Here is a 15,302-nt window from a genome sequence, read left to right as displayed (position 1 = left end):
AATGATCAAAGACTTAGGTTATCTAAATACTTTGTACTAACTACTAAATACTCAAAAATGATTGAACTTAAAAACATAGAAAAATACTACGCTAATAAAGGTGTGAAAAGTTATATACTCCGTCACGTAACTACCAGTATTAAACAAGGCGAATTTGTTTCCATTATGGGACCTTCTGGTGCCGGAAAATCAACTTTGTTAAATATTTTGGGAATGCTAGAAGAGCCAACTTATGGCGAATATCATTTTATGGGCGAAGATGTAACTGCGATGAAAGAACGCCAAAGGATTGAGTTGTATCGCAACCATATTGGATTTGTTTTTCAGGCTTACCATTTAATTGATGAGATGACAGTTGCCGAAAATATTGAAGCACCGTTGTTATATAAAAAAATCCCAGGTTCAGAGCGTAAAAGCCGCATAGCTGATGTTTTGGACAGATTTAATATGGTAGCTAAAAAAGATTTATTTCCAAATCAATTATCAGGTGGTCAACAACAATTGGTGGGTATTGCAAGGGCATTGGTGGCACAACCATCAATTATTTTGGCTGATGAACCAACTGGAAATTTGCAATCGACACAGGCAGAACAAATAATGGATTTATTTAAAAAATTAAATCAAGAGGAGGGGATTACCATTCTTCAGGTTACACACTCAGAAAAAAATGCACAATACGGCAATAGAATATTAACCATTGAAGATGGTGTGATAAAGGAAGATATTTCGGTGGAGAAACAAATGTAAAATGTAATAACAAATAAGTAAAGTTCCGTCTTATGCCTCAATTCTCATATCTCATCCCGATAGCTATCGGGACTCAATTCTAATAACATGTTCAAACTTAACTTAAAAATAGCCTTGCGTAATTTGTTTAAAAACAAAGTTTATGCTGCCATTAATATTGGTGGATTAGCAATTGGCTTAACAGCCTTTGTGCTTTTATTGTTATTTGTAAATCACGAATCGAGTTATGATAAATGGAGCCCTGAACTGAAAAATGTTTATCAAGTTAGAGAATATCATGATTTTTTTACCCCAGACAACAAGGCTTATTGGCAACAAAGAAGTGAATCTAGAATTGCAACGGTATTAAAGGAGAAGATACCACAGTTTAAATATGTAACAAAGGCAAGTGAAGGTTGGGGAGATGGATATTCAGTAAAGATTGATAGAAATAATCCTGTAATTGTTAAAGATATTGTTGATGCTGATTCACTTTTTTTTAAAGTGTTTCCGTATGAGTTTATTGACGGAGACGAATTAACTGCCATTAACGCACCAAATACTATCGTTTTAAAGCAAAGTGTAGCCATTCAATTATTTGGAACAGATAAAGTGATAGGCAGACAGTTAAAGTTAGTGAGGTGGCGAAGTGATGAAGGAAATTTAATGACTGTAACGGGTGTAGTAAAAGATCCTTCTACTGCTGAAAGTTTAGCATTTAATGCCATTACCCATACTGGAGAAAGAGATACTGATCCTGATCAAATTAGTAATTCAAATTACACTGGTATTTATGTTCGGGCTGAGAAATTTTTAGATACAAATGTGCTAAACAAAAGTCTTTTAAATGTTTATGTAGATTATAAAAAAGCACTTTTAAAGGCTAGAGGAACAACATACAATGAGTTTTATAAAGAAAAAAATAGGAAAGCAGGTTTAAAAATACTACCAATTAGCGAAGTATATTCAACTCCTTCTTTTTCAGAAAATTGGTTAGCTAAAATTAAACCGATTATTGCACTTTCTATTTTCTTGTTAATTATTTCGGTTATCAATTTTGTGAACTTGGCTACAGCTCAATCAGTGCAACGCGCCAAAGAGGTGGGTGTTAAAAAAGTGCTCGGAGCTTATAAAAAACAGTTGGTGCTGCAATTTTTAATGGAGGCGGCTATTCAAACGCTAACCGCTTTGTTTATTACAATCATATTGGTAGAATTATTACTGCCAGCTTTTAGTAATCACTTTAATGTACAACTAAGTTTTTGGCATAGCGATCAATTGCTTTCAATTATTAGTCAATTGTTTGGCTTATTTATACTGATTACTTTATTGGCGGGTTTTTACCCAGCTATGGTATTAGCAAAGTATAATCCGGTTAAGGTATTAAAAGGCAATTATGAAAGTGGTTTTGGTGGTATTGCGTTAAGAAATGGCTTGGTGGTTTTGCAATTTATAATAGCAGTAACCTTTATAATTGGTATTGGGGTTATGTATAAGCAGAACCATTACATGGCCAGTAAAGATTTAGGTTTCGATAGGGACAAATTAATAAATATTTCTACTAACTACGAAACAGGCGATTCTTTTGTTGAAAGTATCAAACGGATACCATCTGTTAAATATGTGGCCACAACGACACAGGTAATGGGCAATACATTCAATACATCTAGAGAACTTACTTTTAACAATCAGAAATTTGATGTTAATGCGGTAACGGTTACCATGGATGCATTGCCAGCTTTAGGTGTAAAGGTGGTAACAGGAAGAATTTTTGCCAAGGAATATGCCCAAGACACCATTAATTCAGTTGTGTTGAATCAATCAGCAGCCAATTTGTTAGGTAAAAATTTAGTAGGTAAAACATTTACAAGTGGCCCAAAAAATGATGTTTTTCAAGTTGTTGGGGTTATTAAGGATTATAATAACGAGAGTTTTGAAAAGGCTGTTTTGCCTACAATATATAAAGTAACTCATTTAGGGGGCTCTTCAAACACAAATAATTTGTTAGTTCGTTTTGATAATGATCATTATCAGTCGGCCATTAAAACAATAGAGGCAGAATGGAAAAAAGTATACCCTGATTTTCCAATGATTTACACCTCTGTGGAAGATGCTTTTCTAAAAGAACTGAAACCTTCCCTTAGATTGATGCAGATCGTTGTGCTTTTCAGCATTATTTCAGTTGTGCTTTCGTTGTTAGGGCTATTTGCCTTGTCTACTTTTATGGCAAAACGCAGAACAAAAGAAATTGCAATCCGTAAAATATTGGGTGCCTCAGATTTGCAGATTATCAATATGTTAAATAAATCATTTATGATTTTGGTAGTTAGTGCAAACCTAATCAGTTGGCCAATTGCTTTTATCTTAACTAAAAAATGGTTAGAAGGATTTGCTTATAGAATTGATATGCCTTTTTGGCCATTTGCCATTGCAACTTTAACATCAGTAATAATTGCTGTGTTTACGGTTAGTTTACAAGCTAGAAAAGCTGCCGTAAATAATCCGGTTGATGCTTTGAAGTACGAGTAGGGGTAGAAGGCTGAAGGCAATGAGTTAGAAGGTAAAAATAAACGTGACTTGAAGGCCCAATAGAAAAACCAAGTTATTATTTGATTTAGGCTTTGAAATAATAAAAACGCATATAATCTACACAACCATATGAAAAAATTACTTGCTATAATATCAATAGTGTATTGTTCATTTATTTCAAATGCGCAAGAATGTAATTGCAAACTGAATTTTGAAGCTCTTGTTAACCAAGTGAAGCCAAATTATGCTGGCTTTAATGATAAAGTTAATGCTAAAAATCTGACATATTTTAATGATTTTACAAGTAAACTGCAAAATAAAGCAGCAAATGTTAAGGCTATCGATTCTTGTTATGTTATTCTAAAAACATGGACAAATTTTTTTAAAGATCGACATCTTCGCGTTCAGTTGGGATGGAGATACAGAGAAAAATTTCCAGAGAAGGTTAAAGAGATAAATAAACAATTTCCTAAAAGGGATTTACCTCCTGCAGCTCAAGATAAATTAAGCGAAGAAACAAGTATTACAATTTTAGAAAATGATGCATTATTGTTCAGGCTACCTTCCTTTGAGTGGTCTGAAAAAAAGAAGATTGATAGTTTAATTACTAATTACAAAAGTACACTTAAAGATAAACCTTATTGGGTTATAGATTTAAGGGGTAATGCGGGAGGAACTGATTATGCCTATAACAGCTTACTACCTTACCTATATACTAATCCAATTAAAGTTAAACCCGATGAATATTGGGCATCTGATGGAAATATTAATATTTTAAAGGAAAATTTAAGCGATACAAATTTGCCTGAAGGAAATAAACAATTTTTATCATCGGTAATTAAATTAATGGAGAATAATAAAGGAAAGTTTGTAAATCCTTCTGGTAAAGATTTTTTTCTAACAACTTTAGACTCTGTATATAAATACCCTAAAAAAATTGCGATTTTGATTGATCGTAACAGCGAAAGTTCTGCCGAAACGTTTTTGCTAAATGCAAAGCAGAGTAAGAAAGTTATACTCTTTGGAGAGAATTCTGCAGGAGTTTTAGATTATTCGAATACTCAATATTTCGATCTTCCACAGCCCGATTTTAAATTAGTAGCAGCAATTTCAAGGTCTAAAAGATTACCGCTTTATCCAATTGATAATATTGGCATTGCTCCAGATGTAAAAATAACCAATGACACACCCGATAAGCTTAAAGTTATCCTGAAGAAATTAAAAAGCAAGAAATAAGTTTTTTAAAGCTTTATATTAAACAAAATTGCATTTTTGTTAGATGCAAAAAACCGTCAAAGATCAACTTGGCAACCAAGTCACATTTAATTATCCACCTAAAAGGATTGTTTCCATTGTGCCTTCGCAAACTGAGTTGTTGTTTGATTTGGGGCTCGATGATGAAGTGGTGGGGATTACCAAATTTTGTATTCACCCAATAGAAAAATTTGCTGCTAAAACCAAAGTTGGTGGAACGAAAAAACTACTAATTGAAAAGATTAGGGATTTAAAACCCGATTTAATTATTGGTAATAAAGAAGAGAATACGCAGGGCGAAGTCGAATTGTTGATGCAAGAATTTCCAGTTTGGATGAGCGATATCTATAATTTAGAAGATGCTATAAAAACCATAACTCAAATAGGAGAGTTGGTTAATCGTGAGCCAGAAGCAGCTTATTTAAATCATTTAATTACCGCTGGTTTTACAGATTTACAAACGCTAGCAGTTGAGAAAAACATTAATCAAACGGTAGCTTATTTAATTTGGAAAGACCCATATATGTTTGCTGGGCGAAATACTTTCATAGACGATGTTCTAAGAAAAATCGGCTTGCAAAATGTTATTGAGCAAAGTCGATACCCCGAACTGAATCTCTCCCAACTCCAAACGCTCAACCCCCAACTCATTTTTCTCTCTTCAGAGCCTTATCCTTTTAAGCAAAAACATATTGATGAAATTCAATCGTCCTTGCCAAATGCAAAAGTAATGCTGGTAGATGGAGAAATGTTTTCTTGGTACGGAAGTAGGCTTGTAAAAGCTGTTAACTATCTTTTTCATTTGCAGGATGAATTAAAGGTCATTTAATTTCATAAATCTTAAGTATTTTGCTTTCTTAAGCTCTGTAAAGATGCTGCTCCCTAAAACGAGATTAGAGCGGTAAAATAACATCATAGTAATGTAAGATAAACGAAGGATGAACGTAAGATGAACGAAGGATGAAGCTTCTTTATAACTTATAAAGTTATTACACAGACAATGCTTGCTTATTAAAATGATGTTCGAGTTGAGCAATTTTATAGCTTAAAGCTGTAACTGAGCATTGAAAATGCTCCATTCAAGTATCCTCATTGCAAACGCAGACAATGATATAGTTTATGGTTTTTGTCTATCTGCAATTTTATAAGTTGCACAGGTTTTGTAAGCTAAACGGGATAGAAGCGAAAATCCTTTTGTCATCCTGAGCTTAGTCGAAGGACAAAAGATTGTAGCAAAAAGCCCGACTAGCTTAAACATATCCTACTACAACTGCTTTTCTAACCCCTTAATCCCTCAATATTAATGAGATAGAAATTTGATGTTCGATCACTTCAAAACATTCCAACTTTTCAACATTCCAACCTTACAATAATTACTAAAAATAAATCATCATAATTTTGTTTATTGATGCAAAACGCTATCTTTGCAATCCAAAATAAATCCTAACTGCGGATGTGGCGTAATTGGTAGCCGCACCAGACTTAGGATCTGGCGCTTCACGGCGTGGGGGTTCGAGTCCCTTCATCCGCACAATACCTGAAGCCGTTCCGTTAAATCGGGACGGCTTCAGTTTTATAAAGACATTGATAAAGAATTAATTGTAAATCGATGTGTTGTTTGAGCAAGAGAAATTAATCTCAATACTCAATACTCATATCTCATATCTAACAAGAAATGAATATTACACAAGAAAAAATTGACGATTTAAATGCAGTAGTTAAAATTACTATCGCACCATCAGATTACACACCAAGAGTAGAAAAAGCCCTTAAAGAGCAAGCTAAAAAAGCAAATCTTCCGGGTTTCCGTAAAGGAATGGTACCAGTTGCCCACATGAAAAGAATGTATGGCAAAAGCATTTTGGTAGAAGAAATTAATAACATGTTAAGTGAAAACCTTTCTAAACACTTAACGGATAACAAAGTTGAAGTTCTTGGTCAGCCTTTACCGGTAATGGATGACAGCAAAGAATTTAAATGGGATAACACAGACGAATTTGAATTTAAATATGAATTGGGTTTAGCACCAAAGGTGGACGTTGAAATTACTTCAAAAGATAAATTCACTGCATATAATGTTAAAGCTGATAACGAAACTTTAGAATCTCGTATCAAAAACATCCGCAAAAGCTATGGCAAAATGACAAACCCTGAAGTTTCGGCAGAAGGCGATGTGCTTTATGCTGATTTGGCACAACTTTCTCCAGATGGAGCAATTTTTGAAGGTGGTGTTGCAAGCACAGGTTCTATCCGTTTAGATTTAGTAACTGATAAAAAGATTTTAAAATCTTTAGTGGGTTTAAAGAAAGACGATTTACTTGAGCTAGACATTCAGAAAGCTTTTGATAACAATGAAACAGTAATTGCTAAATTGTTAAACATTGGCGAAGAGGATGCAAAAGATTTAAAATCGAAATTCCAGGTAACTGTTAAAAATGTAAACCGTTTAGAGGAGTCAGATTTAAATCAAGAGTTCTTTGATAAAATATTTGGTGCAGGTGTAGTAACCGATGAGGCTGGTTTTAGGGCTAAAATTACTGAAGAGATTGAAAGTATGTTTAAGCAAGATGCAGATCGCAAATTGCAGAATGATATTTATACGCAGTTAACAGAGCAAACTAAAATGCAATTACCTGAAGAATTTTTGCGCAAATGGTTAAAAGCTACTAACGAAAAATTAACTGACGAAGAGTTAGAGCAAGGTTTCGCTGATTTCGCAAAGAACCTTAAATGGACTTTGATTGAAAACAAAATCATCACTGAAAACGAAATTAAAATTGATTATAAAGATGTTTTCGAAACTGCTAAACAACGTTTAGATGCACAGTTTAGAATGTACAGCCCACAACCAATGCCAGAAGATCAGTTAGCGCAATACACTGCTACCTTCTTGCAAGAAAAAGAAAATGCCAACCGTATTTTCGATGAGGTAAAGGCTTTAAAAGTATTCGAACATATTCAATCGGTAGCAACCTTAGATCAAAAAGACATAGACTATAACAAGTTTATAGCTTTGAAGTAATTGTGATTTGTTATCCTGAGCTTGTCGAAGGATCTCATTGAATGTCTTTTATAGATATCTTTTTAAGAGCAGCTTTTTTAGCTGCTCTTGCTTTATCTAATCGGTTGGTAATCGTTGCCAGTTTACTCCAATGCTAGCTTTAAAAGAAGATTGCATATAACTGACCAATATTTGTTCATTTAACGGAAGTTTTAAATAATTTAGCAATGGCGATAATCGTTTTAAACCAAACCAAAATTAGATACGCTTAAAAAAAGAAATAATATATATCATGAAAATAGATAAAGAAGAATTTAGAAAATACGCAGTTAAACATCATAGAATTAATGGACTAAACGTTGACCGTTATATTGGTGCAACTAATAATTCTCCAAAATCAATGACACCATACATCATTGAGGAGCGCCAGTTAAATGTGGCTCAAATGGATGTTTTCTCTCGTTTAATGATGGATCGTATCATCTTTTTAGGTGATGCAATTTATGATGGAAATGCAAATATCATTCAAGCACAATTGTTGTTCTTACAATCAACTGATGCAAACAGAGATATTCAAATCTATATTAATTCGCCAGGTGGTTCTGTTTATGCAGGTTTAGGTATTTACGATACCATGCAGTACATCACGCCAGATGTGGCAACAATTTGTACCGGTATGGCAGCTTCTATGGGCGCTGTACTATTAGTTGCAGGTGCTACCGGTAAACGTGCTGCTTTAACGCATTCAAGAGTGATGATCCACCAACCATCTGGAGGCGCTCAAGGTGTTGCTTCAGATATGGAGATTAACTTAAGAGAAATGTTAAAATTGAAAAAAGAATTATATGATATCATTTCAACTCACTCTGGCCAAAGCTATGAATGGGTAGAAAAAGCATCTGATCGTGATTACTGGATGAAAGCTGATGAAGCTAAAAGTTTTGGTATGATTGATGAGGTGTTAGGTTCAACAAAGTAATTAGTTACGAGTTACGAGTTTTGGGTTAAAGGTCTGGTTGTGGAACTGGATTGGTAAGCTTGTAACTCGTAACCCATAACCCATAACAAAAATAATATGGCTAAACAAAATAAAGACTCACGTTGCTCATTCTGTAACTCTCCAAAGCAAGAAACTTTAATGCTTATTGAAGGTATGGACGCATATATATGCGACAAATGCGTAACGCAGGCCAATGTTTTACTTGCACAGGAGTTAGGCAATAAAAAAAGTAAAGCGTTCGACGATTCGTTTAGGTTGTTAAAGCCTGCTGAAATAAAGGCTCATATTGACCAATATGTAATAGGTCAAGATGATGCTAAAAAAGTACTTTCTGTAGCAGTTTACAATCACTATAAACGCCTTAGTCAGAAAATTGACAAAGATGAGGTAGAGATTGAAAAATCTAACATCATGTTAGTTGGCGAAACAGGAACTGGAAAGACATTATTGGCAAAAACCATTGCTAAAATTTTACACGTTCCGTTTTGTATTGTAGATGCAACTGTTTTAACAGAAGCTGGGTATGTTGGTGAAGATGTAGAAAGTATTTTAACTCGTTTATTGCAAGCTGCTGATTATGACGTAGCATCAGCAGAACGTGGTATCGTTTACATTGATGAGGTTGATAAAGTGGCTCGTAAAAGCGATAACCCATCAATTACCAGAGATGTTTCTGGAGAAGGTGTTCAGCAAGCATTGCTTAAAATATTAGAAGGAACTGTTGTAAATGTTCCGCCCCAGGGTGGAAGAAAACATCCTGACCAGAAAATGATACCTGTAAATACCAATAACATTTTATTTATTTGTGGTGGCGCATTTGATGGCATTGAACGTAAAATTGCTAATCGTTTACGTACACAGGCTGTTGGTTATAAGGTTAAAAAGGATGAAGTAGATTTAGACCTTAAAAACCTTTACAAATACATTACACCGCAAGATTTAAAAGCATTCGGATTAATCCCTGAGCTAATTGGTCGTGTACCAGTTTTAACCCACTTAAACCCGTTAGATATTCAAGCTTTACGTAATATCTTAACTGAGCCTAAAAACTCTTTAATGAGACAATACACCAAGCTTTTTGAATACGAAGACGTGAATTTAGTATTTGAAGACGAGGTTTTGGATTTCATTGTTAATAAAGCAATGGAGTATAAATTAGGAGCGAGGGGGTTGCGATCAATCTGTGAAGCGATCATGCTCGATGCCATGTATGACACCCCATCAGATGATACGGTGAAAGAATTGCATATCACCTTAGATTATGCCATCGAGAAATTTGAAAAGGCAGACTTTAAGAAACTAAAAGCAGCATAAAAAAATCCCCTAGAAATTCTAGGGGATTTTTTTTAATACTATAAATTAGACTATGGACCATATGGTATGGACTATCGACTAAAATTAATACATTTATAAAAAGGAGGACAAAATATGAACGAAGAAAAAGAAGTAAAACAGGACGCAAAAATTGTAGCGAAAGCTAAAAAAGTAAAAGAAGTAGAAACTCCGGTAAAATCAGGCTTAAAGTCTAAAGAAGAAATAGTAAAGAATTGGTTGCCTCGTTATACAGGCAGACCTTTAGAAGAATTTGGTAAATATATTTTATTAACCAACTTCAGTAAATACTTAACCATGTTTTCAGAGTGGAATGATAATGCTCCAATCATGGGATTAGATAAGCCAATGCAAAGTGTTACGGCAAATGGTATTACCATTATCAATTTTGGTATGGGTAGTGCAATGGCTGCAACAATGATGGATTTATTAACCGCGATTACCCCAAAAGCAGTTTTGTTTTTAGGGAAATGTGGCGGCCTTAAAAAGAAAAACCAATTAGGCGATCTAATTTTACCAATCGCGGCGATTAGGGGAGAAGGAACATCTAATGATTATTTACCTGCAGAAGTGCCAGCATTACCAGCCTTTGCTTTACAAAAGGCAATATCTACAACCATTAGAGACCACTCAAGAGATTATTGGACTGGAACATGTTACACCACCAACCGTAGGGTTTGGGAGCACGACAAAGAGTTTAAGAAGTATTTAAAAACTTTAAGGGCGATGGCAGTTGATATGGAGACAGCAACAATCTTTACAACTGGTTTCGCTAATAAAATTCCTACAGGTGCATTGTTATTGGTTTCAGACCAACCGATGGTTCCAGAGGGTGTTAAAACTGCAGAAAGTGATAGCTCAGTAACAACCAATTATGTTGATAGTCACCTTAAAATAGGTATTGATTCTTTAAAACAGTTAATAAATGGTGGTGCCACCGTAAAACACCTGAGGTTTTAATGAGTTTTGTCATTCTGTGGAGAATATGAGGAGGAATTTAGCAATAAGTTTCTCTTTTTTGTTTTAAGAAGGAAATACAGCAGATATTAGGAAGGGGTCTGTTCTTTTTTCCGATTTACTTCGCCTTCGTTCCTCCATCTTCCTGCTCGCTCACTAAGGTTTATTTAACCGACGCTTGTACAGCTATTAAGGTTCTTACTTTACCTACTGAATCTTCCAAAATCTCTACAAAATATTCAGTTTGCCATTGTTGGGTTTTCTGCGCTTGCTTATTTATCGTTAAATCCCAAGTTGGATAAACTCTAATGCCTCTTTTACCTTGTTTTTTATCGCTAGAGATTATCCCTTTCTTTATTAAAACAGATTTAGGAAAAATAAATTGACCGAATAAATCTCCATTTCTAGAGCTAATGATAATTAAATCAAAATTGTCGTTGATATGGAATGGTTCCGTTTGTCCGTTTTCATTTCTGTTCCAGATGGTAACAAACTGTCCAGTTTTGGTTGGTGTGATTTTAGAAGATCTATGGATAATTGATTTTCCATTTAACTGGAATGTACAAGCATCATATTCAACACTTTCTTTTTCAGTTTTTAAATTTGAAAAATCGAATTCAAATTTGTTGTAAAATTCTCTGGCAGTGGATAGATTTTTATAGCTCATTTAACTTTAAAAAATCTCCATCGATGATTAATAATTTTACTCCATTTTCTGTAATAGAACGATGAGAACTTAAATCATCAGAAACAATATAACTCATTCCTTTTTTTAAGGTAAATACTTCTCCACTTTCAAGTTCACTAACAAAATTTCCTTCTAGGCAATGAACAATATGTCCTTTTTGGCACCAGTGATCTGCTAAATATCCAACAGAATATTCAACTAAGCGAACTCGAAGCCCATCAAATTGTAGTGTTTGCCAAAATGAAATTCCAGTTTCACCTTGATGTTCAGTTTTTTCTATTTTGCTCCAATCTATGGATTGAAAAGGGATATCAGACATTATTTAAGGTTTCGTATAAATTATTCTATAGTTTGTAGCAAAAGGAGGTTGAATTATTTCCATATCCCAGTCTTTAGGAATCGATGGAAATACCTCTTTCGTCTTTATTACAAACTGATACCAACCTGGGGTTTCTTCATCAATAGAAAAATATTTCTCATCATAAACTATTTCCATTGTAATACAATCAACACCTAACTCATCCTTTTTGTAAACATTAAGTGCTGATATTTCACTCCATTTAACTGCTTTAGACAAATTTGCATAATTAATTGAGAATCCATCAATATCATACTTGAATACACCTAAATCTTTATAAACTTCATCATAAGATTTTCCAGAGTTAAAATTAGTTTCTAGTTTTATTTGAAACATTTTTGGAAATAAAATTTTCAGGAAGTTCATTTAATAGTTGAGATTAATTTAATCCTCTCCGCTTTTCGGATAATCAAATAATAAAACTTTACCAGTATCAGCACTTATCATTTTCCAATCGTCAAACGGAAATTCTATGTAAACAGCACTACAAGTGGGCATATTATCTATATTTCCATCAAAATAATTTGCTAGACCGGTTAATCCAGGGTTATGGCCAAATAGGGCAATTTTATCAAACTGGTTATCTAAATTATTAATGACTGATAAAAGAGTTCTTGCACTTGCCTCATATATATCTGATTTTAATTTAATGTTTTTTAGAGGAATTTGCCAGGTATCTGCAAAAAATTTGGCAGTTGTTAAGGCACGTAAAGCAGGGCTACTTACAATTTGTTGAGGAACTATTTTTTTCTTGGACAATCGCTCTGCCATTTCTGGAGCATTGGCTTTTCCTCTTTTGTTCAAAGGCCTATCAAAATCACTTAAACCTGCATTGCCCCAGTCAGATTTAGCGTGCCTAATTAATAATAACTGCTTTGCCATATTTATTTGTGTTATATGTTATGGGTGTCTTGATTTTTAAACCTTAACTCGCAACTCATAGCCAATTTTGTTATTTCCAAAAATCAGCTACCCAGGGTGCAGGTTTTACATATCTATACCATTTTCCTCTTCCGCCTTTTATCGCTTTATGTGGATTAATTTCTCCGTGAAATATAATAATTTTAGCTCCATCTGGAATTCGGGGTGTTGCCCAAAATGCAAAAGGGATTTTAGATACACAGTCATATTTATAACTTGGGCACCATTTTTTTGGCCAATAAGTCAGTTTTCCTTTATCAAAAATAGCTTGGGTTAGATACTCTTGTTCATTGCGATGTCTCTTCCTAATTTCATCAAACGTGTTAAGGAAGTCATCAAATACATAACCGTGTTTTCCTATTTCAAATCTATAAACAGAAGAATTTCCAGTAATTCTCCATTGTTTTTTATAGTCTTTTATAATTAAAAATTCCCCTGGATAATCAAAAAATGGGTCAATCGAATCAACAATAACGATATCCAAATCTAAAAATAGGGCAGTTCCTTGCAAGCCATAAAGATCTTCTTTTAATGTAGAAAGCTTTTTCCACATCCGTTCTGGTAATCCACCCGGAATTTCCATACTTGGAATAGGGAAACACTGTACTTCTGGCAATATCCCTATTTCATCATCAGTAAAACAAACCATTTTAAACTCATAGCTCAAATTTCTTTTAACCATGGCGTACAGTCTGTTAACATATTCAGGGCCATAAAGTTTGCCCCATTTCATGCAAAAAATATATTTATTTGCCATTATTTACTTTTGTTGATAATGAAATAATTTATAAAAATTAAATAAGCTTAGCATTCGCCTTTTGTTCAAAGTAGGTTGAAATTTCGCTAAGTGTAAATGCATTTAAACATTTAGATGCTGTTAATCCGCCTTTGCGTGCAACCATAACGCCATATCTCATGTCATGAAAACCTTCTTTACGGTGCGCATCTGGATTAATTGATAACAAAACTCCTTTTTCTAAAGCATACCTATGCCAACGCCAATCTAAATCTAAACGCAAAGGATTGGCATTAATTTCAATAACCACCTTATTTGCTGCACAAGCATCGATTACCTTTTTATAATCAATTTCGTAACCCTTTCTGCTTAATAATAATCTTCCCGTTGGGTGACCTAAAATTGTGGTATAAGGATTTTCTATGGCTTTAATTAACCTTGCTGTTGCTTTTTCTTGGTCCATTCTTAAGTTACTGTGAACAGAGGCAACTACAAAGTCAAACGTTTTTAAAATATCATCACTATAGTCTAACGAGCCATCATTTAAAATATCACTCTCAATTCCCTTAAAAATTTTGAAAGGAGCAAGTTTTGCATTTAACTCATCAATTTGTAAATGCTGGGCGTAAACTCTTTGCTCATTTAATCCCTTTGCGTAAAATGCAGATTTAGAATGGTCGCAAATACCTAAATATTCTATTTTCAAAGTCTCTTTGCAATACACCGCCATTTCTTCTAACGTATGTACGCCATCGCTCCAATCAGAGTGATTATGTAAAGTTCCTTTTAAGTCGTTATCAGTTATTAAAATAGGTAGCTGATGTTGCAAAGCCAATTCAATTTCATCTAATCCCTCACGTAATTCAGGAGCAATAAAATCTAAACCAGCTTTGGCATAAATATCATTCTCATCTAAAAAAGGACCATCACCTGCTAGTTTCAAAACTTCAGCAACGTGTTTTTTATTTCCAGTCAGTTTAAAAAAGTTAAGGTAAAAGTCAGCATTTGGAACTAGAACCAACTTAATGTGCAAGCCACTTTCTGTATGTGCAGTAAAAGTATCATCTCCTATATCTTTGAGATCTAAATCAGCAAATGCTGGAATTTGTTTAGCTAGATTTTCTATATCAGCTGTGCCAATTACAAATAAAGCTTCCTCAATAATTTCAACAGCTCTTCTATATTCACCAGTTATCTCTAACAAAGCGTTGTCATCCACTTTGTTTAGCCAAAGGGATAAATTTGTTAATAGTTGATTAACAGTAGGTTCGATATGTGCATAAAGGAATTTGCCATTGGCAGCCATTTTAAATTCAATGACTTTTTTAATTTCTTCTTGAGTTTTAAGTCCGAAACCTTTGGCTTCTATTAAACGATTTTCATTACAAGCGTAATAAAGTTCACCAACATTTTCTATTTGTAAATCGTGCCAAATCACGCTGATCTTCTTTGGCCCAATACCCTTAATACCCAACATTTCTACAATGCCTGGCGGAGTTTGCAGCAAAATTTCTTCTAGTTCTTTAATTGTTCCAGTTTCTAAAAGTTCAATTACTTTAGCAGCAATACTTTTTCCAATCCCATCTATCTTTTCAATGTCTGATGTTGGTTTTGAAGCAATGGCAAAAGGTAGTTTATCTATCTTAAAAGCAGCATTAGCAACAGATTTTATCTTAAATGGATTTACTTCATGCAACTCCATTAGTTGCGATAAAAGTCGTAATGTACGTGATATGGGTTTGTTTTCCATTGCTGTAAAATTACAAACTAAAACCTAAAAATTGAATTAATGAACACAAT

The 15,302-nt window shown here is 33.9% G+C and carries 14 protein-coding genes and 1 tRNA gene; 9 read left to right on the top strand and 6 right to left on the bottom strand.

Annotation, left to right across the window (positions count from 1 at the left end; genetic code table 11):
• Nucleotides 1-57: 57 nt before the first annotated feature.
• The 9 genes from EZ428_RS09725 to EZ428_RS09685 all read left to right on the top strand — a co-directional run bounded on the left by EZ428_RS09725 (nucleotide 58) and on the right by EZ428_RS09685 (nucleotide 10,802).
• Entirely contained in the window at nucleotides 58-747 is a 690-nt protein-coding gene (locus EZ428_RS09725; protein ID WP_131552947.1) for an ABC transporter ATP-binding protein, read from the top strand.
• 87 nt (nucleotides 748-834) lie between these two features.
• Nucleotides 835-3,255: an ABC transporter permease gene (locus EZ428_RS09720; RefSeq protein WP_131552946.1), complete on the top strand. Its 2,421-nt coding sequence runs from the start codon at nucleotides 835-837 to the stop codon at nucleotides 3,253-3,255.
• Between the two features lie 129 nt (nucleotides 3,256-3,384).
• Nucleotides 3,385-4,491, top strand: a complete 1,107-nt coding sequence (locus EZ428_RS09715) for a S41 family peptidase (protein ID WP_131552945.1) — start codon at nucleotides 3,385-3,387, stop codon at nucleotides 4,489-4,491.
• 43 nt (nucleotides 4,492-4,534) lie between these two features.
• Nucleotides 4,535-5,338: an ABC transporter substrate-binding protein gene (locus EZ428_RS09710; RefSeq protein ID WP_131552944.1), complete on the top strand. Its 804-nt coding sequence runs from the start codon at nucleotides 4,535-4,537 to the stop codon at nucleotides 5,336-5,338.
• Between the two features lie 620 nt (nucleotides 5,339-5,958).
• Nucleotides 5,959-6,040, top strand: a tRNA-Leu gene (locus EZ428_RS09705).
• 144 nt (nucleotides 6,041-6,184) lie between these two features.
• On the top strand, nucleotides 6,185-7,531 hold the full coding sequence (gene tig, locus EZ428_RS09700; RefSeq protein ID WP_131552943.1) for a trigger factor: 1,347 nt from the start codon (nucleotides 6,185-6,187) through the stop codon (nucleotides 7,529-7,531).
• Nucleotides 7,532-7,802: 271 nt separating this feature from the next.
• The gene (clpP, locus tag EZ428_RS09695) at nucleotides 7,803-8,489 is read left to right on the top strand and encodes an ATP-dependent Clp endopeptidase proteolytic subunit ClpP (protein WP_131552942.1); all 687 of its coding nucleotides are present in this window, start codon (nucleotides 7,803-7,805) and stop codon (nucleotides 8,487-8,489) included.
• Between the two features lie 96 nt (nucleotides 8,490-8,585).
• Nucleotides 8,586-9,824: an ATP-dependent Clp protease ATP-binding subunit ClpX gene (clpX, locus tag EZ428_RS09690; RefSeq protein ID WP_131552941.1), complete on the top strand. Its 1,239-nt coding sequence runs from the start codon at nucleotides 8,586-8,588 to the stop codon at nucleotides 9,822-9,824.
• Between the two features lie 114 nt (nucleotides 9,825-9,938).
• Entirely contained in the window at nucleotides 9,939-10,802 is an 864-nt protein-coding gene (locus tag EZ428_RS09685; RefSeq protein WP_205945657.1) for an AMP nucleosidase, read from the top strand.
• Nucleotides 10,803-10,962: 160 nt separating this feature from the next.
• Here the strand turns inward: EZ428_RS09685 and EZ428_RS09680 are convergent, their stop codons facing one another.
• The 6 genes from EZ428_RS09680 to EZ428_RS09655 all read right to left on the bottom strand — a co-directional run bounded on the left by EZ428_RS09680 (nucleotide 10,963) and on the right by EZ428_RS09655 (nucleotide 15,252).
• Nucleotides 10,963-11,466, bottom strand: coding sequence for a MepB family protein (locus EZ428_RS09680; RefSeq protein ID WP_131552940.1), 504 nt, complete (start codon nucleotides 11,464-11,466; stop codon nucleotides 10,963-10,965).
• Complete coding sequence (locus tag EZ428_RS09675) at nucleotides 11,456-11,806, bottom strand: DHCW motif cupin fold protein (RefSeq protein ID WP_131552939.1); 351 nt, start codon at nucleotides 11,804-11,806, stop codon at nucleotides 11,456-11,458. The genes EZ428_RS09680 and EZ428_RS09675 overlap by 11 nt, the downstream gene beginning before the upstream one ends.
• Nucleotides 11,807-11,809: 3 nt before the next feature.
• Nucleotides 11,810-12,211, bottom strand: a complete 402-nt coding sequence (locus EZ428_RS09670) for a hypothetical protein (protein WP_131552938.1) — start codon at nucleotides 12,209-12,211, stop codon at nucleotides 11,810-11,812.
• An 18-nt stretch (nucleotides 12,212-12,229) separates the two neighbouring features.
• The gene (locus tag EZ428_RS09665; protein WP_131552937.1) at nucleotides 12,230-12,727 is read right to left on the bottom strand and encodes a SixA phosphatase family protein; all 498 of its coding nucleotides are present in this window, start codon (nucleotides 12,725-12,727) and stop codon (nucleotides 12,230-12,232) included.
• A gap of 70 nt (nucleotides 12,728-12,797) precedes the next feature.
• Entirely contained in the window at nucleotides 12,798-13,523 is a 726-nt protein-coding gene (locus tag EZ428_RS09660) for a glycosyltransferase (RefSeq protein WP_131552936.1), read from the bottom strand.
• A gap of 37 nt (nucleotides 13,524-13,560) precedes the next feature.
• A complete protein-coding gene (locus EZ428_RS09655) occupies nucleotides 13,561-15,252 on the bottom strand; it encodes a DNA polymerase/3'-5' exonuclease PolX (protein WP_131552935.1) in 1,692 nt (563 codons plus the stop codon).
• Between the last annotated feature and the right edge of the window lie 50 nt (nucleotides 15,253-15,302).

Origin of the sequence: Pedobacter frigiditerrae, assembly GCF_004331645.1 — a bacterium.
Taxonomy (GTDB): Bacteria; Bacteroidota; Bacteroidia; order Sphingobacteriales; family Sphingobacteriaceae; genus Pedobacter; species Pedobacter frigiditerrae.
This window is presented reverse-complemented; position numbering and strand designations above follow the sequence as displayed.